The 23,862-nt window shown below is 34.1% G+C and carries 23 protein-coding genes and 1 tRNA gene; 9 read left to right on the plus strand and 15 right to left on the minus strand.

All coding sequences use genetic code 11. The features are described from left to right. Positions 1-53: 53 nt before the first annotated feature. Positions 54-221, minus strand: a complete 168-nt coding sequence (locus tag AMD28_RS18565) for a hypothetical protein (protein ID WP_161804612.1) — start codon at positions 219-221, stop codon at positions 54-56. Between the two features lie 555 nt (positions 222-776). Between AMD28_RS18565 and AMD28_RS18570 the strand changes: the two genes are divergently transcribed. Together AMD28_RS18570 and AMD28_RS03000 are read left to right on the plus strand one after the other, a co-directional pair. Next, a complete protein-coding gene (locus tag AMD28_RS18570) occupies positions 777-947 on the plus strand; it encodes a hypothetical protein (protein WP_161804613.1) in 171 nt (56 codons plus the stop codon). 252 nt (positions 948-1,199) lie between these two features. After that, the gene (locus AMD28_RS03000; protein WP_055442675.1) at positions 1,200-1,487 is read left to right on the plus strand and encodes a T9SS type A sorting domain-containing protein; all 288 of its coding nucleotides are present in this window, start codon (positions 1,200-1,202) and stop codon (positions 1,485-1,487) included. A gap of 167 nt (positions 1,488-1,654) precedes the next feature. Here AMD28_RS03000 and AMD28_RS03005 read toward each other — a convergent pair. From AMD28_RS03005 to AMD28_RS03025, 5 genes are all read right to left on the minus strand, one after another. Next, positions 1,655-1,728 (minus strand) — tRNA-Asp (locus AMD28_RS03005). A gap of 81 nt (positions 1,729-1,809) precedes the next feature. Next, positions 1,810-2,739 carry a DUF58 domain-containing protein gene (locus tag AMD28_RS03010; RefSeq protein ID WP_055442676.1) on the minus strand — a complete coding sequence of 310 codons (930 nt, stop codon included), beginning with the start codon at positions 2,737-2,739 and terminating at the stop codon, positions 1,810-1,812. Positions 2,740-2,985: 246 nt separating this feature from the next. Then, positions 2,986-3,303 (minus strand): thioredoxin, encoded by a 318-nt coding sequence (trxA, locus tag AMD28_RS03015; protein WP_055442677.1) that lies wholly within the window; start codon positions 3,301-3,303, stop codon positions 2,986-2,988. Positions 3,304-3,520: 217 nt separating this feature from the next. Next, positions 3,521-7,906, minus strand: coding sequence for a DNA polymerase III subunit alpha (gene dnaE, locus AMD28_RS03020; RefSeq protein WP_055442678.1), 4,386 nt, complete (start codon positions 7,904-7,906; stop codon positions 3,521-3,523). A gap of 138 nt (positions 7,907-8,044) precedes the next feature. Next, positions 8,045-9,100, minus strand: a complete 1,056-nt coding sequence (locus tag AMD28_RS03025) for a DUF6252 domain-containing protein (protein WP_152975530.1) — start codon at positions 9,098-9,100, stop codon at positions 8,045-8,047. Positions 9,101-9,235: 135 nt separating this feature from the next. On the opposite strand from AMD28_RS03025, the gene AMD28_RS03030 reads away from it, so the two are divergent. The 5 genes from AMD28_RS03030 to AMD28_RS03050 all read left to right on the plus strand — a co-directional run bounded on the left by AMD28_RS03030 (position 9,236) and on the right by AMD28_RS03050 (position 13,651). After that, positions 9,236-9,733, plus strand: coding sequence for a 30S ribosomal protein S16 (locus tag AMD28_RS03030; protein ID WP_055442680.1), 498 nt, complete (start codon positions 9,236-9,238; stop codon positions 9,731-9,733). A 153-nt stretch (positions 9,734-9,886) separates the two neighbouring features. Beyond that, entirely contained in the window at positions 9,887-10,417 is a 531-nt protein-coding gene (gene rimM, locus AMD28_RS03035) for a ribosome maturation factor RimM (protein ID WP_055442681.1), read from the plus strand. A gap of 79 nt (positions 10,418-10,496) precedes the next feature. After that, positions 10,497-11,210 (plus strand): tRNA1(Val) (adenine(37)-N6)-methyltransferase, encoded by a 714-nt coding sequence (locus AMD28_RS03040; RefSeq protein ID WP_055442682.1) that lies wholly within the window; start codon positions 10,497-10,499, stop codon positions 11,208-11,210. Between the two features lie 112 nt (positions 11,211-11,322). Beyond that, a complete protein-coding gene (locus tag AMD28_RS03045; protein WP_055442683.1) occupies positions 11,323-12,501 on the plus strand; it encodes an acyl-CoA dehydrogenase family protein in 1,179 nt (392 codons plus the stop codon). Between the two features lie 250 nt (positions 12,502-12,751). Beyond that, complete coding sequence (locus AMD28_RS03050) at positions 12,752-13,651, plus strand: metallophosphoesterase family protein (protein WP_055442684.1); 900 nt, start codon at positions 12,752-12,754, stop codon at positions 13,649-13,651. A 140-nt stretch (positions 13,652-13,791) separates the two neighbouring features. Here AMD28_RS03050 and AMD28_RS03055 read toward each other — a convergent pair whose 3' ends face one another. The 7 genes from AMD28_RS03055 to trmB all read right to left on the minus strand — a co-directional run bounded on the left by AMD28_RS03055 (position 13,792) and on the right by trmB (position 18,826). Beyond that, entirely contained in the window at positions 13,792-14,124 is a 333-nt protein-coding gene (locus AMD28_RS03055) for a 2Fe-2S iron-sulfur cluster-binding family protein (protein ID WP_055442685.1), read from the minus strand. 117 nt (positions 14,125-14,241) lie between these two features. Then, positions 14,242-15,303: an NAD(P)/FAD-dependent oxidoreductase gene (locus AMD28_RS03060; protein ID WP_055442686.1), complete on the minus strand. Its 1,062-nt coding sequence runs from the start codon at positions 15,301-15,303 to the stop codon at positions 14,242-14,244. 263 nt (positions 15,304-15,566) lie between these two features. Then, on the minus strand, positions 15,567-15,809 hold the full coding sequence (locus tag AMD28_RS03065; RefSeq protein ID WP_055442687.1) for a NifU family protein: 243 nt from the start codon (positions 15,807-15,809) through the stop codon (positions 15,567-15,569). A 3-nt stretch (positions 15,810-15,812) separates the two neighbouring features. Next, positions 15,813-16,949, minus strand: a complete 1,137-nt coding sequence (locus AMD28_RS03070) for an Mrp/NBP35 family ATP-binding protein (protein ID WP_055442688.1) — start codon at positions 16,947-16,949, stop codon at positions 15,813-15,815. 236 nt (positions 16,950-17,185) lie between these two features. Further along, complete coding sequence (locus tag AMD28_RS03075; RefSeq protein ID WP_055442689.1) at positions 17,186-17,521, minus strand: MGMT family protein; 336 nt, start codon at positions 17,519-17,521, stop codon at positions 17,186-17,188. Continuing rightward, positions 17,521-18,150, minus strand: coding sequence for a LysE family transporter (locus AMD28_RS03080; RefSeq protein WP_055442690.1), 630 nt, complete (start codon positions 18,148-18,150; stop codon positions 17,521-17,523). The genes AMD28_RS03075 and AMD28_RS03080 overlap by 1 nt, the downstream gene beginning before the upstream one ends. 1 nt (position 18,151) lies before the next feature. After that, on the minus strand, positions 18,152-18,826 hold the full coding sequence (gene trmB / locus AMD28_RS03085) for a tRNA (guanosine(46)-N7)-methyltransferase TrmB (protein ID WP_055442691.1): 675 nt from the start codon (positions 18,824-18,826) through the stop codon (positions 18,152-18,154). A gap of 68 nt (positions 18,827-18,894) precedes the next feature. On the opposite strand from trmB, the gene AMD28_RS03090 reads away from it, so the two are divergent. Next, a complete protein-coding gene (locus AMD28_RS03090) occupies positions 18,895-19,947 on the plus strand; it encodes a glycosyltransferase (RefSeq protein ID WP_055442692.1) in 1,053 nt (350 codons plus the stop codon). On the opposite strand, the gene AMD28_RS03095 is transcribed toward AMD28_RS03090, so the two are convergent. Together AMD28_RS03095 and AMD28_RS03100 are read right to left on the minus strand one after the other, a co-directional pair. Beyond that, positions 19,930-20,973 (minus strand): sensor histidine kinase, encoded by a 1,044-nt coding sequence (locus tag AMD28_RS03095; RefSeq protein ID WP_055442693.1) that lies wholly within the window; start codon positions 20,971-20,973, stop codon positions 19,930-19,932. The two genes, AMD28_RS03090 and AMD28_RS03095, sit on opposite strands and share 18 nt — an antisense overlap. Before the next feature lie 67 nt (positions 20,974-21,040). Further along, the gene (locus AMD28_RS03100; RefSeq protein WP_055442694.1) at positions 21,041-21,724 is read right to left on the minus strand and encodes a response regulator transcription factor; all 684 of its coding nucleotides are present in this window, start codon (positions 21,722-21,724) and stop codon (positions 21,041-21,043) included. Between the two features lie 251 nt (positions 21,725-21,975). On the opposite strand from AMD28_RS03100, the gene AMD28_RS03105 reads away from it, so the two are divergent. After that, a complete protein-coding gene (locus AMD28_RS03105) occupies positions 21,976-23,760 on the plus strand; it encodes a T9SS type A sorting domain-containing protein (RefSeq protein WP_055442695.1) in 1,785 nt (594 codons plus the stop codon). Positions 23,761-23,862: the final 102 nt, after the last annotated feature.

Genomic DNA, 23,862 nt, shown 5'->3' on the forward strand with positions numbered 1-23,862 from the left:
AAAGGTACTTCTATATCTTTTGAAATACCTTTTTTCTATTTAAGTGGTATCTTTTAACTTTGTTGTGGAATTTTAATTCCTTTTTTTTCTTTTTTAAGAGTAACTTTTACAATGGTATCACTGTTTTTGTCTTTTTCGTGAGATGGTTTGTCTTGTGGAGTTAAAGATGCGAAGATTGCACATACTACTACTGCTAATACTGTAATTTTTAGGGATTTCATTTTATTTAATTTTATAGTTAATAATCTTTTATATATACATTATATAAAGCACTTGCTTAAGCAAATATCTTTATACACGAGAATTAGAAAACTTACTGTAAAAGACAAAGTAGACACCTAGTCTATTTTGAATTTATTGAGGGAATAAATAAAATGGATTAAAAAACCTTAACAAGTAGAAATCAATTCTTTAGAAAACGTAATTAAGGAGGGCTAATATATAGTAATCCAAAATTAAGAAAATAAAAAACACGATGAAATACTTATTTCTTCGTTCAAAGGTATTGTTTTAATATTTAAAATGCAAAAAAAAGGGCAGAAAACAAAAAAGTATCTCATTTTCTATCCAACAACTTCATCATAAAAGGGAAAGCATTCATATACAACCAATTAAATAAATGCTTGATGGATTTTAAATATTGCTATATTTACTTCTAATCGCACATTTTATTATACAACATGACTATTCAAGGTTTTTATTCAGTAAGCTCTTTCTAATATTACTAGTTCCATTTTTATCTTATGGGCAATGGGAACAAATCGGACAAAACATTTATGGAGAAGTTCGACAAGATTTTTTGGGTTATAGCACAAGCATTAATAGTAATTGGAGCTTTAGAAGGAGGCAATAATGCTGAAGGGCAGGCTTTTGTTTATCAGTATATTTCTGGTGTTTGGGAACAATTAGGCCAAAATATTTACGGAGTCAATAATGCGTCAAAATAAGGAAGTTCAATCAGCATAAACAATGAAGGATCTATTATAGCAATTGGTTCAAAAAGTTATTCTGAAGTTAATACTTATTCAAGGGGACAAGCAAGAGTTTTTAAATTTATTTCTGGTCAATGGCATCCAATAGGAAATCCTATTATTGGAGGTTTTGAAGGGAACCAGTTTGGTTTTAATGTAAGCATTAATAATGATGGTAGTAAGGTTGTTTGTAGTGCTGTAAATAATGGAAACGAATATCAAGATTTTATGACTGGACAAGTTCGTGTATTTGAAAATGAATTATTAAATATCGAAGAATTAGACCTTGTATTAGAATTTAAAATGCATCCTATACTAACTAGTAAGACAATTTACTTTAAAACTAATTTAGAAATAACAAATGCAAATATTTATAATTTGGAAGGACGTAAAATCTATAGTTTAAAATCTAATAAAATAAAAAAATTAGATGTATCAAATTTAGCAAGTGGAGCTTATATAATACAATTATCTAATGAACATTACTCCATTAATAAAAGACTATTAATTAAATAAAAAAGTACTTAAAATAAAAAAGCATCCCAATCTCACAAGTGAAAAAGGAAAGCTTTCCATCGGTTTAACTACTTAAACCATTGATAGACTTTTACATCTATCAAACAACACAACTAAATCTTATTGCCAAAAAAAGCTTCTCCGAAGAGAAGCTTTAGCAATTTTCGCGGTCTGGACGGGACTCGAACCCGCGACCCCCTGCGTGACAGGCAGGTATTCTAACCAACTGAACTACCAGACCGTTGCGTTATTGCGAGTGCAAATATACATAGCATATTTAGTTTTACAAACATTTTTTTGAGTTTTTTTTAAAAAAATTTCATCAAACAAAATTCCTACGCTCTACCATGTAGGTAGTCAGGATATTATCGAAATTTTTATTTATGTCTGCTTCCACATATTTTATTCTGTATTGCCCACATTTTAATCTTAGAGCATCAAAATATTGCGAAACTGCCTTTTCATAATTCTCTTTTACGCTATCTGCGTATAAATTTATATACTCTCCAGTTTCTACATCTATAAAACGCTTTGGCTTATTATCAAAATCAAAGCGTAGCTCCTTGCTTTTATCAAATACATGAAATAGCACCACTTCGTGTTTATTGTGCTTTAAATGGCGTAACGCTTCAAATAACCGTACTTCATCTTCACTCGTTTGAAACATATCTGTAAAAAGGAATATTAAAGACCTTCTATGGATCTTTTCTGCAATTAGGTGTAAATAGTCGTAGGTTTCTGTTTTCTTGTTTAGCGCTTTGGTAATTACCGCGTCACTTAATTGTTTTAGCAACATTTGGTGATGACGCTCACTTCCTTTTTCTGGTGCATAAAAATCATAGGCATCACTATAAATACTTAAACCTACGGCATCGCGTTGTTTTTTTAACATGTGCATTAAGGATGCAGATGCTAATGCAGAAAAAGCCGTTTTATTTAAATGATCTATAGAGAAATTTTGCATTTCGGGATAATGCATCGAGCTACTATTATCTAGAATGATATGACAACGCAAATTGGTTTCGTCATCATAGCGTTTGGTGTATAGCTTATCTGTTTTAGCAAAAAGCTTCCAGTCTATATGTCTGGTGCTTTCGCCTTGGTTGTAGATTTTATGTTCGGCAAATTCTGCTGAAAATCCATGAAACGGACTTTTATGCATACCAGAAATAAACCCTTCTACCACTTGCTTGGCAAGGAGTTCTAGGTTTTTAAATCCGCCAGTCTTATTTAGTTCGTCTCTTAAATTCATAAGTATATATTAATGCTTCTTCTTTTAAAACAAGAAGTGGCTTTGTTCTAAAAAGGACAAAACCAAATGGATGCGTTATGGATTGAAACGGCATCTTTTTTTGCCATTAAAGCAAAAAAGATACAGTGTAAAGCCCGGTTTTATTTTGTTTTTTTCAAAATAAAAAACGCCCAAATTATAATAGCTCTAAACTAAAAAAGGTTTGCCATAACAGCAAACCTTTTATCTTTTCTTTTACTTTTAATACTATAAAAGCGCGTCTATTGCGTCTGCATATGTCTTTTTTGGTGAAACACCTACTTGACGACCTACAACTTCTCCGTTTTGAAAAATTAAAACCGTTGGTATATTACGTACACCATATTTAGCAGCAAATTCTTGGTTTGCATCTACGTCTAGTTTTCCTACAACCGCTTTACCGTCGTATTCTGTACTAATTTCATCAATGATTGGTCCAACCATTCTACATGGTCCACACCAAGCTGCCCAAAAGTCTACCATTACTGGTTGTGTACTTTTTAATACTGTTTCTTCAAAGTTTGCATCTGTGATTTCTAATGCCATAATTTTATGTTTTAATTGAATTTTACTTCTTGATTATATGCAATATTAGTCAAAAAAAATACCAAAGCTTACAAACTGCCAATTTGTTCTGTTTATTGAAGTATTGTTTTCGTCTATTGTTTTTTTTATTTTGGCGCATAAACCAGGCTTTCTGCTGTATCTTTTTTTACCTCTAATAGCAAAAAAAAAGATGCCGCATCAATCCTTTGCGCGCGTTCTAATTTAACTTATAATACACTTGCTGATCATCTAATTCACTCAATAACTCCTGACTCACCTTTACTTTTTGTTTTCGGCTAATCATTGGCAATTTTATTTGATCTGCATTATCATAAATCACAAAGTTTAAAGCTTGATTTCCTGGATGCATTTGTAATAACTCCTTCAGTTTTCTTATTTTTTCTTCTTCTAATTCTTTTATATTTAATTGAATAGACAGCTTTTTAGCATAGGTTTCCATAACATCATGCAACAACTGAAAACTATTAAATTGCATTCTAGGATCACTTTTCTTCCCAGTATCTTTATTTACCCAACCTTCACGAATAAAAATCTTAACATAGACAAAGTTGTTTTGCATTAAAAAGTGTCTGAATTTTAGATATTCTTCCCCAAACATTCGAAACTCAAAACTATCTGTATAATCTTCAATAGTAAACATTGCCCAACCTTTACCCTGCTTACTTACTCTATGCTGTATATCTCTAACAACACCACCAAAGGTAAGCTCTCTATTGACGTAGGTGTCTAAGTCGCTAAACAACGAAATATTCGCATTACAGAAGGTTTTCATTTCTGTTTTAAAATCGTCTAAAGGATGTCCCGAAATATAAACACCTACTACCTCTCTTTCTTGTGCGAGTTTTTCCATGGTTCCCCATTCTTCACAAGGAGGCACTTCGGGTTCTGCAATTTGCACATCACTAGCTGCACCAAATAAACTTACTTGTGCAGAGTTTTCATTTTCTTGGTGTTTTGCACCATACTTTACTGCTTTTTCTAAAAAGGTAATACCATCACCATCATCATGAAAGTATTGTGCTCTATGCGTATCTCCAAAACCATCAAATCCTCCAGCTAGCGCTAAGTTTTCGAAAGCTCTTTTATTTGCTGCACGTAAATCGATTCTTTTTGCTAAATCGAAAATAGACTTATACGGTTCTTTTTCTCTGTTTTCTACAATGGTTTTTACTGCACCATGACCAACTCCTTTAATCGCTCCCATCCCAAAACGAACGGCATAATCTTGATTTACCGAAAACTTATAGAAACTTTCATTAACATCTGGACCAAGTACGTTTAATTTCATACGCTTACATTCTTCCATAAAGAAGGTAACCGATTTAATATCGTTCATATTATTAGAAAGTACAGCTGCCATATATTCTGCAGGATAGTGTGCTTTTAAATATGCGGTTTGGTAGGCAATCCATGCATAACATGTGGAGTGCGATTTATTAAAGGCGTAACTAGCGAATGCTTCCCAATCCTTCCAAATTTTTTCTAATTTTTTGGCATCATGTCCTTTAGCACTTGCTTGCTCAATAAATTTTGGTTTCATTTTATCCAGAACCGCAATTTGCTTTTTCCCCATCGCTTTACGCAGTACATCGGCTTCACCTTTGGTGAAATCTGCTAGCTTTTGAGAAAGTAGCATTACTTGCTCTTGGTATACTGTAATTCCGTACGTTTCTTTAAGATATTCTTCCATCGCCGGAAGGTCATATTCTATCTCTTCGTCTCCATGTTTACGTTTTACGAAACTAGGAATATATTCCATTGGACCAGGACGATACAAGGCATTCATGGCAATTAAATCTTCAAAAACCGTAGGCTTTAAATCTTTAAGGTGCTTCTGCATTCCTGGCGATTCATATTGAAACACACCAACCGTTTCTCCTCTTTGGAAGAGCTCGTAGGTTTTTACATCATCTAAAGGAAAACTATCTGGATCTAATAGAATATCATGTTTTTGCTTTACAATTTTTACGGTATCTTTTATTAAGGTTAACGTCTTTAACCCTAAGAAATCCATTTTTAGTAGTCCAGCATCTTCTACAACCGAGTTATCGAATTGCGTAACATACAAACCAGAATCTTTTGCAACAGAAACCGGAACGAACTTGGTAATATCATCTGGTGTAATAATTACACCACAGGCGTGAATTCCTGTATTACGAACCGATCCTTCTAGTGTTCTTGCAAGATTTACGGTTTCGGCTGGTAAATCATCGCCATCCGAAATATTTAAAAGTTCATTTACTTTCTCTAAATCTTCCGCACGAAACATGCTTTTCAGCTTCTTTTCGTCTGCACCAAAAATCTTTCCTAACTTAGACATATTAGGAATTAGCTTGGCTATTCTATCGGCATCAAATAGTGGCAAATCTAAAACACGAGCGGTATCTCGAATAGAAGATTTAGCAGCCATCGTACCATAAGTAATAATTTGTGCTACCTGATTGCTTCCGTATTTCTCGATTACGTAATCCATAACACGACCACGACCTTCATCATCAAAATCGATATCAATATCTGGCATACTCACACGATCCGGATTCAAGAAACGCTCAAAAAGTAGATTATACTTTAAAGGATCAATATTGGTAATCTTTAAACAGTATGCTGCAACAGAACCTGCTGCCGATCCACGTCCGGGACCTACAGAAACATCCATATTTCTGGCTTCACGGATAAAATCTTCTACAATAAGGAAATATCCAGGATATCCTGTTTTTTCAATGACGCTAAGCTCAAAATCTAAACGCTCTACAACTTCTTCTGAAAGTTCTTCGCCATAGCGCTTTTTGGCACCTTCGTAAACTAAATGTCTAAGGAATTTATTTTCTCCACGCTTTCCGTTATCTGCTTTGTCTTCTTCAAAAACAAACTCTTCTGGAATATCGAAGGCAGGTAATAATACATCACGAGCCAATTGAAAAGGTTCTATTTTATCTACAACTTCTTGAATATTTGAAATCGCTTCAGGAACATCCTTAAACAACTTTTTCATGGCATCAGGAGACTTGAAATAGTATTCCTGATTTGGCATTCCGTATCGATAACCACGTCCTCTACCAATTGGAGTCGCTTGCTTTTCACCATCTTTTACACACAACAAAATATCGTGTGCATTCGCATCTCCTTTTTTACAATAGTACGTATTATTGGTAGCTACGAGTTTAATATCGTGCTTCTTTGAAAAGTTAATTAAAACAGGATTCACCCTATTTTCGTCATCTTGATTATGACGCATTAACTCTATATATAAATCATCTCCAAACAGTTCTTTCCACCATATTAGGGATTCTTCCGCTTGATTTTCTCCAACATTTAAAACCTTACTTGGTACTTCACCATAAAGATTTCCTGTTAAACAAATAAGGTCTTCTTTATATTCTTCTATTAGTTTTTTATCAATTCTTGGTAAATAGTAAAACCCGTTTACAAAGGCATGTGACGATAGTTTCGCTAAATTGTGATACCCGTTTTTATTTTTAGCAATAAGTACAATTTGATACCCATTATCTTTTCGGCTTTTATCTAAATGATCTTCACAAACAAAAAACTCGACACCAATAATAGGTTTCATTTCGTTTAATGTTGCAGGATCACCTCTTTCTAAAGCCTCTGCATTTTTAGCTTTTACACTTTTATTATGATTGTTTACCGCTTTCACAAAATGGAAAGCTCCCATCATATTCGCATGATCTGTAAGTGCGACTGCAGACATATTATATTCTGCTGCCGAAGCCACTAAATTTGGAACACTAATGGTAGACTGTAATACCGAAAACTGCGAGTGGTTATGCAAATGCATAAAATCTACGGTTTGCAGACTCGCTATATTTTCTTTTATTTCTTGCGAAGAAAGATCTGTCGCTTGTGCTTTTTGTAATCGTTCATTAATCTTAGCACTTTCACGCTTCAGATTAATATGTTTTAAACCAATTAACTGAATCGTTTTTGGATTCTCTTGGGTAAACTTCTGAAAATAATCCTCTGGAACATCTAACTGCTCTAGGGTATATTCTTCTCTACGGATTAACTCGAAAAAACAACGTGTAGTTGCTTCCACATCTGCCGTTGCATTATGCGCTTCCCCAAAAGGAGCATCAAATAGAAACTGATGCAACTCGGTTAATGTTGGTAATTTAAACTTACCATATCTACCACCCGGAAGCTCACATAAACTAGCGGTATGTTCGGTACAGGTATCTAAAACAGGAAGTTCTTGTAATGGATTTGCTACGTCACCACGAACAAATTCGGCTCCCATAATATTGAGGTCAAACTTCACATTCTGACCAACCACAAACTTTGTTTTCCCTAAAGCTTCATTAAATTTTTCTAAAACTTCGGCTAAAGGCACCCCTTGTTCTTGTGCTAATTCGGTAGAAATCCCGTGAATTTTCTCTGCATCATAAGGAATATTAAACCCATCTGGCTGTACTAAATAATCCTGACTTTCGATACAGTTTCCCATAGCATCGTGCAGTTGCCAAGCTATTTGTATACATCGAGGCCAATTATCTGTATCGGTAATTGGAGCATCCCAACGTTTCGGTAAACCAGTAGTTTCGGTATCAAAAATTAAGTACATAGAGGTGTTTTCTTATAAATAAAAGAGAACGATAAAATTACGAAAAATTGACCTTTATATACGGAAAAGTTATAAACAGTTTTAAACCAAAAAGCGCAACCAAATTGGTTGCGCTTTTTTATAAAATCATATTATTTTTTAATTACACGTAGATCCTGAAGTCTCTAATGCTTGAATATAGAAATCGAAATCAAAACCATTTAAGTCAGCAGTAGTTGTAGTACCATTAGTAGTTATCTCCATAGTACCGTTCCCATTATCACAATAAGTAGCATCAGGTATTCCTCCTCCTGTACAAGTTTGACATGCTCCAGGAGTTATCACAACAGCACCACAATCTAAACCATCTATTATAGCTTGTAAGGTATTTGTATCATCACCACAACTTTCAATCTGCTGTTCTAATGTTCTTTTATATTCGTTACACACCATAGTAAAGTCACTACTTGTTGCATCTGTAACTTCATAGACAGCTAAAGCTGCAGCTGTATTAGCAGTAGCCACGTCACAAGGAAGTGTACAATCTAAACCATCTATTATATCTTGTAAGGTATTTGTATCATCACCACAACTAATAATTTGTTGCATTAATGCCGATTTATATGCGTTACACGCAGCAGGATAATCGGAACTTGTATTATCCGTAGCATTATAAATTGCTAAAGCAGCGCCAGTCGCCGCAGCCGCATCGTCACAAGAAACTACTACAGCCCCTCCTGTTCCTCCTCCAGAAACTGGAACTTCGTAAAAAACACCTTGACTATAATTCACTTTATTTAAACCAGATGCAGAAAATGCATTAAACCAAAATGTACCAGACACTTTGCTTCCAGAAGCACTATAATTTTCTATAACAATTTCACCATCGGCTGGATAAATTTGTATAATTTCACTTGGCGCATTATTTGTAGAATATGCTATATCTTGCACACTAGTAAAACCAGCTTCGCTAGAACTTCCTTCACCAAGAACATAAGTACCAACTGCTGCACCCATTCTTAATGTAACGATCTCACTTCCTCTTCCTCCACTAATTATTAGCTGTCCGCTACTATTAATTTCTGCACTATAATAATCTGCCCTCCATAATGTACCGTCTTTTTTACCTTGCAAAGCAGGTGTATTAAACTCAAGTTCTTCACCACAACTAACCATTAATAAAGCAGTAACAACAAATAGGAATACTTTTTTCATAAATTTCATATAATTTGAGAGCCTAAAAATAGCATAAAAAAATGACTAATAATAAAAGATGAATATAAATTATTTATAGTATCTTTGCGCACTTATTAATAACCAGAGGTCGAGAACCTCAATGAATTAATTATTATGCCTGTAAAAATTAGATTACAAAGACACGGTAAGAAAGGAAAACCTTATTACTGGATCGTAGCAGCAGATGCTCGCGCGAAAAGAGATGGTAAATACCTAGAGAAATTAGGTGCTTACAACCCAAACACTAACCCAGCAACTATTGATTTAAATGTTGACGGCGCTGTAACATGGTTAGAAAATGGTGCTCAACCTACTGACACAGCTAAAGCTATTTTATCTTACAAAGGTGTTTTGTTAAAAAAACATTTAAAAGGTGGAGTAACTAAAGGTGCTTTAACAGAAGAGCAAGCAGAAGCGAAGTTTACTGCTTGGTTAGAAGAAAAAGAAGGTAAAGTTGGTGCAAAAACAGATGGTTTAGCGAAAGCAGAAGCAGATGCAAAAGCGAAAGCTTTTGAAGCTGAAAAAGCAGCTAACGAAGCTAGAATTGCAGCAGCAACTCCAGTTGTAGAAGAAGCTCCTGCAGAAGAAGCTTCTAACGAAGAAGAAGAATAAAAAAAATATTTTTTATACTTTTAAACTCCAATACAATTTCTGTATTGGAGTTTTTTTTATTTATTACCTCTAAATAAAAAGTGGTTTTAATTAAAAATGGCATAAATTTAAAAAGATTCCCTTTTTCAAGGGAACATAAAATTATATTTTTCAATGAAAAAAGAAGATTGTTTTTTTCTAGGTAAAATTGTAAAAAAATACAGTTTTAAAGGGGAAGTACTAGTAAAATTGGATACGGACGAGCCAGATATTTATGATGGATTAGAATCTGTCTTTATTGATTTAAGAGGAAATCTTATTCCTTTTTTTATTGAACATGCACAATTACATAAATCGGAGTTATTACGTATACGTTTTGAAGATGTAAATACCGAAGAAGATGCAGACGCCATACTAAAGAGTAATCTATATTTACCTCTAGAATTTCTACCAAAACTAGAAGGCGATAAATTCTACTTTCATGAAATTATAGGATTTACTGTAAAAGACACCAACTTTGGTGATGTTGGAATTATTACAGGAATTAACGACACCACAGCACAAGCACTTTTTGAAATAGACAGAGATGGGATTGAAATACTGATTCCGATGAACGATCACTTCATCCAAAAAGTAGATAAAGAAAATAAAGTAATTCTTGTGAAAACTCCAGAAGGGTTAATTGATTTGTATTTAGAAGAATAGCTTATCTAAACTACTGCATTTATTTTTAGCATCTCATTAATCCAAATAGATTCTGAAACAAGTTCAGAATGACAAAACCATGAGTAAACCATTTCAATTCAAAGAATTTCAAGTAAACCAAGATCGTTGTGCCATGAAAATTGGTACAGATGGGGTATTACTTGGCGCTTGGACTTCGGTAAAACAAAATCCTTTTGCTATTCTGGATATTGGCGCAGGAACTGGTGTTTTGTCTTTAATGTTAGCACAGCGTAGTCAGGCAGAAGTGATTGATGCCATGGAAATTGATGAGCATGCGTATGAGCAATGTGTCGATAATTTTGAAAATGCACCTTGGGCAGACCGACTTTTTTGTTATCACGCTGCTTTAGAAGAGTTCACCGAAGAGATTGAAGATAAATACGATTTGATTATTTCGAATCCTCCTTTTTATTCGGAAAACTTTAAAACCGAAAACGACCAACGGGATCTTGCTCGTTTTACAGATGCCATGCCTTTTGATCATTTAATTGAAAGCGTAGCTTCTTTGCTAATTGAAGACGGTATTTTTTCTGTTATCCTTCCGTTTAAGGAAGAAGCTGGTTTTATAGAATTAGCTTCCAAATCGAATTTATTTCCGAATAGAATTTTGCATGTCAAGGGTTCGCCTACTTCAGAAATAAAACGAAGTCTTTTAGAATTTTCTTTCCGCGAAAGCGATATAGAGATACAAGAACTCACTATAGAAACTACAAGACACCAATACACAGAAGACTACATACATTTGACGAAAGATTTTTATCTTAAAATGTGATATTTATATTTGGCAATGAAAACGATTTCGTTACTTTTGTTAAACTTATAAAATAACGCCTTCTATTTTGAGTAATTCTCAAAGATTAGAAGCTTAAAATATCATAATTAGAATGAAAGCCGATTTATTCGAAGCACCAGATTATTATAACCTTGATGAATTACTTACGGAAGAACACAAATTAGTTCGCGATGCCGCAAGAGAATGGGTAAAACGTGACGTCTCTCCTATTATTGAAGACTATGCACAAAGAGCAGAATTTCCAACACAAATAGTTAAAGGATTAGCCGAAATTGGGGCTTTTGGACCTTACATTCCGGAAGAATATGGAGGTGCTGGATTAGACCAAATTTCTTATGGTTTAATCATGCAAGAAATAGAACGCGGTGATTCTGGAGTTCGAAGTACAGCTTCTGTACAATCGTCTTTAGTAATGTACCCAATCTGGAAATACGGAAACGAAGAACAACGCAATAAATACTTACCAAAATTAGCTTCGGGAGAATGGATTGGTTCTTTTGGACTTACAGAACCAGATCATGGTAGTAATCCGGGTGCAATGGTTACCAATTTTAAAGATATGGGAGATCATTATCTTTTAAATGGTGCAAAAATGTGGATATCTAATGCCCCATTTTGTAATATCGCTGTCGTTTGGGCTAAAAATGAAGAAGGTCGTATTCATGGTCTTGTTGTAGAACGTGGTATGGAAGGCTTCACTACGCCGGAAACACATAATAAATGGTCACTTAGAGCATCTGCTACTGGAGAATTAATTTTCGACAACGTAAAAGTGCCAAAAGAAAACTTATTACCAAACAAATCTGGTCTTGGCGCTCCATTAGGATGTTTAGATTCTGCTCGTTTTGGTATTGCTTGGGGAGCAATTGGTGCTGCCATGGATTGTTACGATACTGCTTTACGTTACAGTAAAGAGCGTATTCAGTTTGGTAAGCCAATTGGACAGTTTCAATTACAACAAAAGAAATTAGCAGAAATGGTTACCGAAATCACAAAAGCACAGTTATTAGCTTGGCGACTTGGTGTAATGCGTGAGAATGGAACGGCTACCTCAGCACAAATTTCTATGGCTAAACGAAATAATGTAGATATGGCTTTAACTATTGCTCGTGACGCTAGACAAATGTTAGGTGGTATGGGAATTAGTGGAGAATACTCTATCATGAGACACATGATGAACTTAGAAAGCGTGGTTACTTATGAAGGGACACACGATATTCACTTACTAATTACAGGAATGGATGTTACTGGTCTAAACGCCTTCAAATAGTGGCTGAGCCACATCTAATTATTGCACTCTTGCGGGATAGTTATTACGAATAATTAAACAACGTTTTATTGGACTTCGATGGAATTGTTACCTATAAGACAAAGAATATATTATAAAAATGCTTCTCCAAATGGAGAAGCATTTTTTGTTGAAAATTTGTTTACATTTACTGTATGATGTCATTTACACGTTTTCAATCTACTGAAAACTGCTATTTTTCACTTTAATTCAAAATGCATAAATCACTTCTATGTTTTCAGCAAAAAAACGATTAGACAGAGCGTATAAAGAAGCCAAAATTTTAGATTTTGATAATGATTCTAAATTTATTCTTTTTAGCGATTGCCATCGTGGAGATAATAGTTTTGCAGACGATTTTGCTAACAATAGAAACATTTACTTTCATGCTTTAAAGAATTATTATGCCGAAGGGTTTAGTTATGCTGAAATTGGAGATGGTGATGAACTTTGGGAAAACTTATCTTTTACACCAATATTAGAAGCACATAAAAACGTGTATATGCTAATGAAATTATTTCATGAGCAAGAGCGTTTGCATATGATTTGGGGAAATCATGATATGGTATATCGCGATCCGAAGTATGTAGAAAAAAATCTATCAACTTATTTCGATCCTAAAATTGGAGAAGATGTGGCATTATTTTGCGGCATTAAATATCATGAAGGTATTATATTAAAACATACCGAAACACAGCAAGAAATCTTTTTAACACATGGGCATCAAGCAGATTGGTGGAATTACACCTTTTGGAAATGGAGTCGATTTTTAGTCCGTGTTTTATGGAAACCTCTAAACGTCATGGGAATTGCAGATCCTACAACACCAGCAAAAAACTACAAAGAGCTTATTAAAGTAGAACGAAGAACTAAAAAATGGATCACAGAAAACAACAATTTAATTACTGTGGTTGGTCATACACATAGACCACGCTTTCCAGAGCCTGGAGATATTGCTTTTTTTAATGATGGTAGTTGTGTGCATCCAAGAAGCATCACAGGAATTGAAATAGAAAAAGGCGCAATTTCACTGATTAAATGGCAGATTGCCACAAGTGATGATGGTACTTTAAAAATTGTACGTGTACTATTAGAAGGTCCTAGAAAATTGGCAGATTATAAAACGGAATAGCGTTCCTGCGAAGGCAGGAATCTTAGGAAGAGAAAATCGTTAGATAAAAAAACTACAGTGGTAAAACTTTAGAGTAGTTTAAAAGTCCAATAAAAACTAAGCAGTTCGTTTATGAGATTCCTGCCTACGCAGGAATTTATTTAAGATTCCGGAGCAAGCTCTACCTCTAAGCCTTCCATTGCTGGTGTCATTTGAATTTGACAACCTAAACGAGAGTTATCTTTCACGTTAAACGCTTCGCTTAACATAGCTTCTTCATCATCTTGCATTTCTGGTAATTCGGTTTCACTTAAAACATAACACTGGCAAGAAGCACACATAGCCATTCCACCACAAATACCAATAGTTCCTTCTGGAGCAAGCTCGTAAGAACGCACTACTTCCATAAGATTCATAGCCATGTCTGTTGGCGCTAGCACTTCATGTGTTACACCATCTCTATCTGTTATTTTTATGTTTATGTCTTGCTCCAATTGCTTGCTGTTTTTATACCTGCAAGGTTTTAAGAACCTTGTAGGTCTCTAGTTTTCATATTTTTATTTCTGCAATATACCTACAAGGTTTTTAAAACCTTGCAGGATAAAACTAACTTACTCTATTTTCTTCACTACTGCTTTTGGCGATTCTTTACGCGTTCCATCAAACCCATCTACTCCAGCAACGGTCGTGTATTTTAACACATATCTTTTTCCCGGATTGATTATCTGGTATGCAGATTGACACATTAATGTTGCTTCATGAAAACCACAAAGAATTAATTTCAATTTCCCTGGATAGGTATTTACATCACCAATAGCGTAGATTCCCGGTATGTTGGTTTGGTAATCTAATGCATTATTTACTTTAATGGCATTTTTTTCAATCTCTAATCCCCAATTTGCAATGGGGCCTAATTTTGGTGAAAGTCCGAAAAGCGGAATAAAATGATCACATTCTAACTCTATCTCTTTTTCTATATGTTCGGCTTTTTTAACTACTATTCCTTTTAGTTTTTTATCTCCTAAAATACCAACGACTTCTGCTGGAGTAATTAAATTTATCTTTCCTTCATTTTTAAGTTCCTGTACTTTCTCTACAGAATCTAGATGTCCGCGAAACTCATTTCTTCTATGAATTAAAGTTACGGAACTTGCAATATCACTTAAAAAGATACTCCAATCTAGTGCAGAATCTCCTCCACCAGCAATGATCACTTTTTTATTTCTGTAAAATTCTGGTTCTTTAATCATATACTCCACACCTTTATCTTCAAAGGCTGCAATGTTATGTATTAAAGGTTTTCTAGGTTCAAAACTTCCTAATCCGCCAGCAATTGCTACTACTGGAGCTTGGTGTTTTGTTCCTTTATTTGTGGTAACAATAAAGCTACCATCTTCTTGTTTTTCTATGGTTTCTGCACGCTCACCAAGTGTAAATCCTGGTTCGAATTGCTTGCATTGTTCCATTAATTTATGGGTTAAATCTCCAGCAAGAATTTCTGGATATGCAGGAATATCATAAATAGGTTTTTTTGGATATAGCTCTGAGCATTGTCCGCCTTGTTGCGGTAATGCATCTATTAGATGGCATTTTAATTTTAATAATCCTGCTTCAAAAACTGCGAACAATCCTGTTGGTCCTGCTCCTATTATAAGTATATCTGTTTTAATCATATAAATGCCCACGAAAGTGGGTATCTTTTAATTTAACTTTATCTTTTTAAGGCAGGAATCTGATAATTGCTACCTTCATTTTTTTTTATTATAAAACCTACAAGGCTAAAAAGACCTTGTAGGTTTTTACTTTATGCATACAAAGTTCTAATTTTTAACTTTGTTTTTTTATGACATTTATCAGTTTGCGTGAAGGATTGAACGGCTTGTTTGAGCTCCTCGCTGAGAGCGAGTAGTGAAAGCCTGACCCTTGTGGTCACGCCCTAAGCTTCTATATTAATTACTTGTTCTATTTGTGGCGCATATTTTTTAATGGTCATTTCTACACCAGATTTTAGTGTCATTTGATTTACGCTACAACCAACGCAAGCACCTTGTAATTGTACTTTTACTAGCTTATCATCTTCTATAGATAACAATGAAATATCGCCACCATCACTTTGTAAAAAAGGGCGAATTTCATCTAAGGCTTTTTCTATATTTAATCTTAGTTCTTCTGTAGTCATTTATTATTTTTTTACTGCTGAACAGCCAGCCATTGTTGTTATTTTAACCGCTTCGGTTGGTGGCAAATCATCATTTCTTCGCACTACTTCTTGCACTACATTTTGTGTTATTTTCTCGAATGCTTGCTCTAATGCTGTTGCGGTTTGTAATGCTGCTGGATGACCAATGTCACCTGCTTCGCGAATACTTTGTACTAAAGGTAACTCTCCTAAAAATGGCACTTGTAAATCTTCGGCAAGGTTTTTTGCACCTTCTTTACCAAAGATATGGTATTTATTTTCTGGCAGTTCTGCCGGAGTAAAATACGCCATATTTTCTATGATTCCTAAAACGGGAACGTTAATACTTTCTTGTTGAAACATTGCTACTCCTTTTTTAGCATCTGCTAAAGCTACGTTTTGTGGTGTACTTACTATAACGGCTCCTGTTATTGGTAACGATTGCATGATACTTAAATGAATATCTCCTGTTCCTGGAGGTAAATCTAAAAGTAAGAAATCTAATTCTCCCCAAGCGGCATCAAAAATCATTTGGTTTAATGCTTTTGCTGCCATTGGTCCACGCCAAACAACTGCTTGATCTGGTTTTGTAAAAAAGCCGATAGATAGAATTTTAACACCGTAATTTTCTACAGGTTTCATTTTAGACTTACCGTCTACGTTTACAGCTAATGGTTTTTCGTTAACTACATCAAACATAATTGGAATAGAAGGCCCATAAATATCAGCATCTAAGATTCCTACTTTAAATCCCATTTTAGCCAAAGTAACGGCAAGGTTTGCGGTAACTGTTGATTTACCAACACCTCCTTTTCCGGAAGCTACTGCTACTATGTTTTGAATTCCAGGAATCGATTTTCCCTTAATTACATTAGGAGCTGATTTTGTTGGTGCTTCTACTTTGATATTGACTTTTATCTTTGCTTTTTCATAAACTAATCTATGAATGGTTTGTAGAATTTCTACTTCGGTTTTCTTCTTTGCTTGTAAGCTAGGGTTTGCTATTGTAATATCTACAACAACCTCATCGCCAAAAGTTATTACGTTAGTAACTGCACCACTTTCTACCATGTTTTGTCCTTCACCAGGAGCAGAAATGGTTTCTAATGCTTTTAATATGTCTTGTTTGTTGATTTTCATATTTTATATCTATTGAAAATTGAGTCTAATATTATAGACAAAACTTTCAAATTCTATTAAGATTTATTCTAAACAGCAAATATAATTAATAATGCCGTAAGACGGAAGATTGAAGCTGTAAGTTTTTTGTGATATTATTAGAAGAAGCTATTAATCAAGGATTTGCTATTCTTTGTGAATTCTATACAAAATAGGAAATAATGGCTAAAAAAAATCAATAGGATGTATTTTGAATACTAGATCAACTCCTTTGCGGGGTCCCAAAATAAGTCTTCAAAGTTTTGAATTTGATTTTCAACAACCACAACACCTTCGTTCTCTAAAAGTTGCTGCATGAGGTTTGTTCCGTCAAAATGAAACTTACCAGTAAGTAAGCCTTTTCTGTTTACTACTCGGTGTGCAGGAATATCTTCTTTATTATGCGATCCATTCATGGCATAACCAACCATTCTAGCACTTTTTGCTGCTCCTAAATATTTGGCAATCGCACCATAACTGGTAACGCGACCATCTGGTATTAAGCGAGCAACTTCATATACTTTTTCGAAAAAATTTAATGTCTTTTGTTGCATTACAGATCTTTAATAATATGAAACAAGGTAATAATAGAAATTATTCCTGTAACAGCACCTATAAGATAGTTCATGCTTTTTTGGGTAGTAAGTGTCTTGCTTTTTATTTTATCGAAAAAGAAAATATAGATATAAAAGATTACAAAGCTACCTGTTGCAGCCCCAGCAACGTAAGAAAAGATACTTGTTTTTTCGAAACTCATCCAGCCAAAGGAAGCTAGTGTTATACTCATATATGCCTGATACGGAATAGGAAAAACATTTAAAGCAGAAAGCAGCATACCTTGAAAAAATCTACTTTTTTTACTTTTTACTTTGAGTTCTGCTTTGGGCTTATCTTCGGTTTTAGCGATTAATAAAAAATAGATTGTTATCAGTACAAATAAAATAAATGCCACGCGTTGCAGAACATCCACAACATCCTGATGACTACTCAAATAGCGCGCAAAAAGCACCCCGATATAGGTTTGAATTATAATGATAACACAGGCTCCAATAGAGAAAGTAATCCCTCTAGAATACCCATCTTTTAGGCTAATTTTTGCTGCCGTCATGTTGAGTAATCCTGGAGGAGTTACACCAACTAAAGCTACAAGTAATCCTAAAAAAAAAGTAATGGTTATAGTCAAACTATTTTATTTTAAAACGAATATACGTAATTGCTTTGTCTTCTTTAAGATATTGGCTTTCATAAAAGGTTTGAATACTGGTTACCTCTTCTGGACTTCCTTCTTGCTTATACACATTATGGTTTGCGTATAACACCTCGTGACCTCCACCATGTAACAATCCTAAAGTATAGCCATGCATAAACTCACTATCTGTTTTAAGATTCATGATTCCGTCTGGTTTTAAAATGGTTTTATACCTTTTTAAAAATTCAGAATTCGTCATTCTATGCTTGGTACGCTTGTATTTTATTTGTGGATCTGGAAAAGTAATCCAGATTTCATCTACTTCATTTTCAGCAAAAACATGTTCTACTAATTCTATTTGCGTACGAATAAAAGCTACGTTTGGTATATTTTCTTCGATTGCTGTTTTAGCTCCTCTCCAAAAACGCGCTCCTTTAATATCGATACCAATAAAGTTTTTATTTGGATATTTTTCAGCTAAAGCCACGCTATATTCCCCTTTACCACAACCAAGTTCTAAAACTAAAGGGTTATCATTTTCAAAAAAGGTAGCACACCAGTTTCCTTTTAATTGGTATTGTGCATCTACTAGCTCTTCTCTTGTTGGCTCAAATACGTTTTTAAAAGTTTCATTTTCTTTAAAACGTTTCAGTTTATTTTTACTTCCCACAATTATTTAATGTTTTGGCAAAATTAAGGAAATATTATGAGCCTTGTTTATGCTTATCTTTGTTTTTTATGAAAGGTAAAAAACGAATACTAGTTGCACCTCTAAATTGGGGACTTGGACATGCTACACGTTGCATACCAATTATTCGCGCGTTATTAGCACATGATTTTGAAGTTGTTTTGGCTAGCGATGGCATTGCTTTGCAATTACTAAAAAAGGAATTTCCAGATTTGGAAGCGCTAGAACTGCCGTCTTACCATATTGCATATGCTAAAAACGCGAAACTCTTTAAGTGGAAATTATTAAAAGATTCCCCAAAAGTTTTAAAAGCGATAAAAGCGGAAAAAAAAGCAATTAAAGTGATTATTGAAACCCATCATATTGATGGAATCATTAGCGACAATAGGCTTGGTTTGCATACTAAAAAAGTACCTTGTGTTTTTATAAGCCACCAACTGCAGGTTTTAAGCGGAAGCACCACTTGGTTGAGTACTAAAATGCATCAAAAAATAATGCAACAGTTTGATGTTTGTTGGGTACCTGATAATTTAGACGAACCTAATTTAAGCGGAAAGCTTGGTCATGTGGACGTGCCTGAATTACCAACAAAATATCTTGGACCTTTAAGTAGATTTCATAAAAAAGATACAGAAATTACTACCGATTTATTAGTGATACTTTCTGGACCAGAACCACAACGAACATTCCTAGAAGTAAAGTTATTAGAAGAATTAAAAGCGTTTAAAGGAAGTATTGTTTTTGTAAAAGGTATTATTGAAGAAGTCCAAACCAAATCACAAAAAGACCATATGACTATTTATAACTTTATGACTAGTGATTTGTTAGAGCAAACATTAAATGAAAGTGCATTGGTGTTATCTCGTTCTGGATATACGACCATAATGGATTTAGCAAAATTAGAAAAGAAAGCTTTTTTTATACCAACTCCTGGACAGTTTGAACAAGAATATTTAGCTAAAAGGTTAGATGCTTTGGGAATGGTGCCTAGTTGTAAACAGGAAGATTTCACCATTAGCAAACTAGAAGCAGTAGCTGCGAGTTCTGGTTTAAAGCATTTTGATTATGATGTGAATTACAAAAGGCTATTCGACCTTTTCTAGCGTGAAAGAGAACTCACTTCCGACTTCAAATTCACTTTCTATGTAAATTTTTTCGTCGTGCGCTTCAATAATATGTTTTACTATCGCTAAACCTAATCCGGAACCGCCTTCTTTACGCGAACCACTTTTATCTACTCTGTAGAAACGTTCAAATAATCTTGGGATGTGTTTTTTCTCAATACCTTCTCCATTATCTGTGATACGAACAATCACTTTATTTTTAATAAGGTTTTCAATACTCACTTCGGTGGTACCTTGCTTGCTTCCGTATTTTATAGAATTTACAATAAGATTAGTAAGCACCTGTTCTATTCGTTCTTTATCGGCATTCACTAGAATTGGTTCTGTATAATCGATATCAAAAGCTAAAGTGATATTCTTTTTGGAGGCTTTCATTTCAAAGAGTTCGAAAACACTTTCTATCAATTCTACAATATCAAAAGTCTCTATATTTAGTCTTAGATCACCTATTTCTAATTTAGTAATCATATCTAAATCTTTTACAATATAAATAAGTCGGTCTACCCCTTTATTGGCATTACTTAAATATTTATCGCGGACGTTTTCATCTTTTACGGCACCATCTAGTAAGGTTAAAAGATAACCTTGTACAGTAAATAAGGGCGTTTTTAGTTCGTGGGAAACATTACCAAGAAATTCTTTTCGGTATTCTTCACGCACTTTAAGCATTTCAATTTCTAGCTTACGGTCTTTGGCATACTTATCTATTTCCTTAGTAAGCGTTGCCATATCTGTGGTAATTCTTTCTTTTTTTAAAGTGGAAGACTCTAAAAGAGTAAGATCATCATATACTTTTTTAACGCGTTTGTAGATAAATTGTTCTACACGATACTGAATAATAACAAAGGAAGAAACAAAGCATGTTAAAGCGATGAATACAATTTGAATCCAATCTAGAACATAAAAGATATACAAAAAAACACTCATTAAGAGCGTTAAAAAAATAGTGATGTACGAGGCTGTTTTAAAAGCAAACTTGTACGTTCTTTTTAATTTTCTTTGCATGATATCAACTTCATTATAAAAGGATGCATAAAACTTAAATTGTTTATAAATATGGGGTAAACGGATATTAATCTACAAATTTATAACCAACTCCTTTTACGGTTTTAAAATAGTCATCGCCAATTTTTTCTCTAAGTTTTCTAATGTGTACATCTATGGTTCTTCCACCAACAACGACTTCATTCCCCCAAACCTTATCTAAAATATCTTCGCGTTTAAAAACTTTTCCAGGTTTAGACGCTAGTAAAGATAATAATTCAAATTCTTTTCTTGGTAAGATGATTTCCTTCCCTTTAAGTTCTATTTTATATTCTTCCCTATTAATAACAAGGCTTCCTATTTTTAGGATGTTTTCATTTCCATCCACTTCTTTAAAGCGGCGCAACAATGCCTTTACTTTACTAACCAAAACTTTTGGTTTTATAGGTTTTGTTATATAATCATCTGCTCCTGCATCAAAACCGGCTACTTGCGAGTAATCTTCTCCTCTTGCCGTTAAAAAAGTAATAATCGTATTATTTAGACTATCTATTTTTCGTATTTGTTCGCAAGCTTCAATACCATCCATTTCTGGCATCATTACGTCTAAAATAATAAGTTGTGGCTTTTCCTTTTTGGCTTTTTTTACTGCTTGTAAACCGTTTTCCGCTGTAATAACTTGATATCCTTCCGTAGTTAGATTATAACCAACAATTTCAAGAATGTCTGGTTCATCATCTACTAGTAATATTTTAATGTCTTTCTTCTTCATTTATTTAAAGTTAAGATAATGTAAAGATAAAATTAATAGTAAAAATCTATGCTAGTTTACATACTAATAACAATATAGTAACATAGGGAACACTATAACCAACTTAGAACCTTTAAAATAGATAAATTATTTTATAAATCTAGCACATAAGCAGATAGCGAATGTTATATTACCATGAATATTTAATTTTCATCATAGATAAAATCATATTTCTACCTATATTTGTATTCTTAACTATAAACAACATAATTATGAAAAAAATTTACTTTTTATTATTATCCGTATTAATGACTTCTGTCTCTTTTGCACAGGTTATTATCACGGAAATTGCTGACCCGAATAACAATGCGGATGCACGTTATATTGAATTACATAACTTAGGTACTACTGCAGTAGACTTTACTGAAGGTAACGGGTGGCAAATTGACAAATACACCAATGCAAGTGATGCTGTTTCCGTTTCTTTAGACTTAACAGGATCTATTTCTCCTGGTGGTTTCTATATTATAGCATATGATAACACCTCTGGAACTTTTGCTTCTGTATACGGAATGACTGCTAACCAACTAGATGCTGTAAGTAACGGTGTTGCTGGAAGTAATGGTGATGATGATTTAGTTTTAATTGATGGAACTGATACTATAGTTGATTTCTGGGGAGTGTATGATAGTATGACTGGTACAAACACAGATAACACTGGTACTTGTTCAGAATATGAAGATGGTAGAGCAGAAAGACTTACTTCTGTAACAATGGGTGCAACAACATTTAATGAAGCAGAATGGAATGTTTGGGCTGATTCGGATGTAACCGGTTGTACATCTCATGTAAATGCACCAAGAACAGCTCCTGGTGATTTTGATCCAGGTGCATGGGGAACACCAACATGTAGCTTTAGTTTTACTAATCCTTCTGCAACATGTGACGCAATTACTGCTGGTGTCGATACTTATACTGCTACTATTGATTTTACTGGTGGAGGAAACCCTGCTTTTACAGTAGTTGCTGATGCTGGTTCTGTTGATTTAAGTGGTGGAGATCCTGCTACAGATGCAACAGGTACAATTACTATTACAGGACTTACCGAAGGAGTTGACGTTATAATAACTGCCAATGACACTAATCTTTGTAATGTAATGAGTACAATAACTGCTGCAACATGTGTACCTTCAAATACACTACCTATAACAGATGACTTTACCTATGCAGATGGTAGTCTTATTCCAAACGGGCTTTGGTTAACCAATGGTGGTACTCCTGGTGATTTCTTAGTTGCTTCTGGACAAGCTGTGGTTGAACATGGAGCACCTAGTGAAGATGTAATTATACCTTTTACACCAGTTTCTGGAAAAATTTATTATGGATTAGACTTTTCTGTAGTTGATCCAGGTGCACCAATTACTGGTAGTGATTTTGAATACTTTGCACATTTTAAAGACTCTGGGTTTGGTTTTAAAGCTCGTCTTGATATCGTAGAAGCTACTTCTGGTGGTGATTATACTGTTGGTATTTCTACAGGAACAAGCACTGCTGAAGCTACTTGGACTGCAGATCTTTCATTCGGAACTACTTATCGTGCAATAGTAATGTATGATCAAGATGCTAATTTAGCGCAATTATGGATAGATGCTACTGCTATTGGAGACACATCTATATTAGGTGGAGATGATGCAGATCCAGGAAGTTCAATGGAAGCATTTTCACTTAGACAATCAGATTCATCTACAAATGAAACTGTTCTTGTTGATAATTTAGTGATTTCTCAAAACTTTGCTGAAACTACGTTATCTACACAAAACTTTAACAAAAACACATTTGCAGTATACCCTAACCCTGCTACAAATGGTTTTGTAAATATCTCTAGTACATCTAACGAAGCAATTACTGTCACTGTTTTTGATATTCTTGGTAAACAAGTAATCAACCAAACAGTAAACAACAACGTTTTAAACGTTGCTACTTTAACAAGTGGAGTTTATATTTTAAAAATATCACAAAATAAGAACACTATAACTAAGAAATTAGTAATTAGATAACACCTAAAATTCGTTATTATTAAAAGGACTGGTAAGATTTACCAGTCCTTTTTTTTTGTAATATATTTATCGAATCAGTTATATAAAATTATTCCTAAATAA

Origin of the sequence: Lacinutrix himadriensis (genome assembly GCF_001418105.1) — a bacterium.
Lineage (GTDB): Bacteria > Bacteroidota > Bacteroidia > Flavobacteriales > Flavobacteriaceae > Oceanihabitans > Oceanihabitans himadriense.

Bases quoted from the DNA above. Each gene is read 5' to 3' on its own strand.
- dnaE (WP_055442678.1), bottom strand. From the start codon at position 7,906: ATGTACTTAATTTTTGATACCGAAACTACTGGTTTACCGAAACGTTGG.
- AMD28_RS03030 (WP_055442680.1), top strand. From the start codon at position 9,236: ATGCCTGTAAAAATTAGATTACAAAGACACGGTAAGAAAGGAAAACCT.
- AMD28_RS03100 (WP_055442694.1), bottom strand. From the start codon at position 21,724: ATGAAGAAGAAAGACATTAAAATATTACTAGTAGATGATGAACCAGAC.
- AMD28_RS03040 (WP_055442682.1), top strand. From the start codon at position 10,497: ATGAGTAAACCATTTCAATTCAAAGAATTTCAAGTAAACCAAGATCGT.
- AMD28_RS03065 (WP_055442687.1), bottom strand. From the start codon at position 15,809: ATGACTACAGAAGAACTAAGATTAAATATAGAAAAAGCCTTAGATGAA.
- rimM (WP_055442681.1), top strand. From the start codon at position 9,887: ATGAAAAAAGAAGATTGTTTTTTTCTAGGTAAAATTGTAAAAAAATAC.
- AMD28_RS03000 (WP_055442675.1), top strand. From the start codon at position 1,200: ATGACTGGACAAGTTCGTGTATTTGAAAATGAATTATTAAATATCGAA.
- AMD28_RS03045 (WP_055442683.1), top strand. From the start codon at position 11,323: ATGAAAGCCGATTTATTCGAAGCACCAGATTATTATAACCTTGATGAA.
- AMD28_RS03075 (WP_055442689.1), bottom strand. From the start codon at position 17,521: ATGCAACAAAAGACATTAAATTTTTTCGAAAAAGTATATGAAGTTGCT.
- AMD28_RS18565 (WP_161804612.1), bottom strand. From the start codon at position 221: ATGAAATCCCTAAAAATTACAGTATTAGCAGTAGTAGTATGTGCAATC.
- AMD28_RS03060 (WP_055442686.1), bottom strand. From the start codon at position 15,303: ATGATTAAAACAGATATACTTATAATAGGAGCAGGACCAACAGGATTG.
- AMD28_RS03010 (WP_055442676.1), bottom strand. From the start codon at position 2,739: ATGAATTTAAGAGACGAACTAAATAAGACTGGCGGATTTAAAAACCTA.
- AMD28_RS03070 (WP_055442688.1), bottom strand. From the start codon at position 16,949: ATGAAAATCAACAAACAAGACATATTAAAAGCATTAGAAACCATTTCT.
- AMD28_RS03090 (WP_055442692.1), top strand. From the start codon at position 18,895: ATGAAAGGTAAAAAACGAATACTAGTTGCACCTCTAAATTGGGGACTT.
- AMD28_RS03095 (WP_055442693.1), bottom strand. From the start codon at position 20,973: ATGCAAAGAAAATTAAAAAGAACGTACAAGTTTGCTTTTAAAACAGCC.
- AMD28_RS03025 (WP_152975530.1), bottom strand. From the start codon at position 9,100: ATGAAAAAAGTATTCCTATTTGTTGTTACTGCTTTATTAATGGTTAGT.
- trxA (WP_055442677.1), bottom strand. From the start codon at position 3,303: ATGGCATTAGAAATCACAGATGCAAACTTTGAAGAAACAGTATTAAAA.
- AMD28_RS03105 (WP_055442695.1), top strand. From the start codon at position 21,976: ATGAAAAAAATTTACTTTTTATTATTATCCGTATTAATGACTTCTGTC.
- AMD28_RS18570 (WP_161804613.1), top strand. From the start codon at position 777: ATGGAGAAGTTCGACAAGATTTTTTGGGTTATAGCACAAGCATTAATA.
- AMD28_RS03050 (WP_055442684.1), top strand. From the start codon at position 12,752: ATGTTTTCAGCAAAAAAACGATTAGACAGAGCGTATAAAGAAGCCAAA.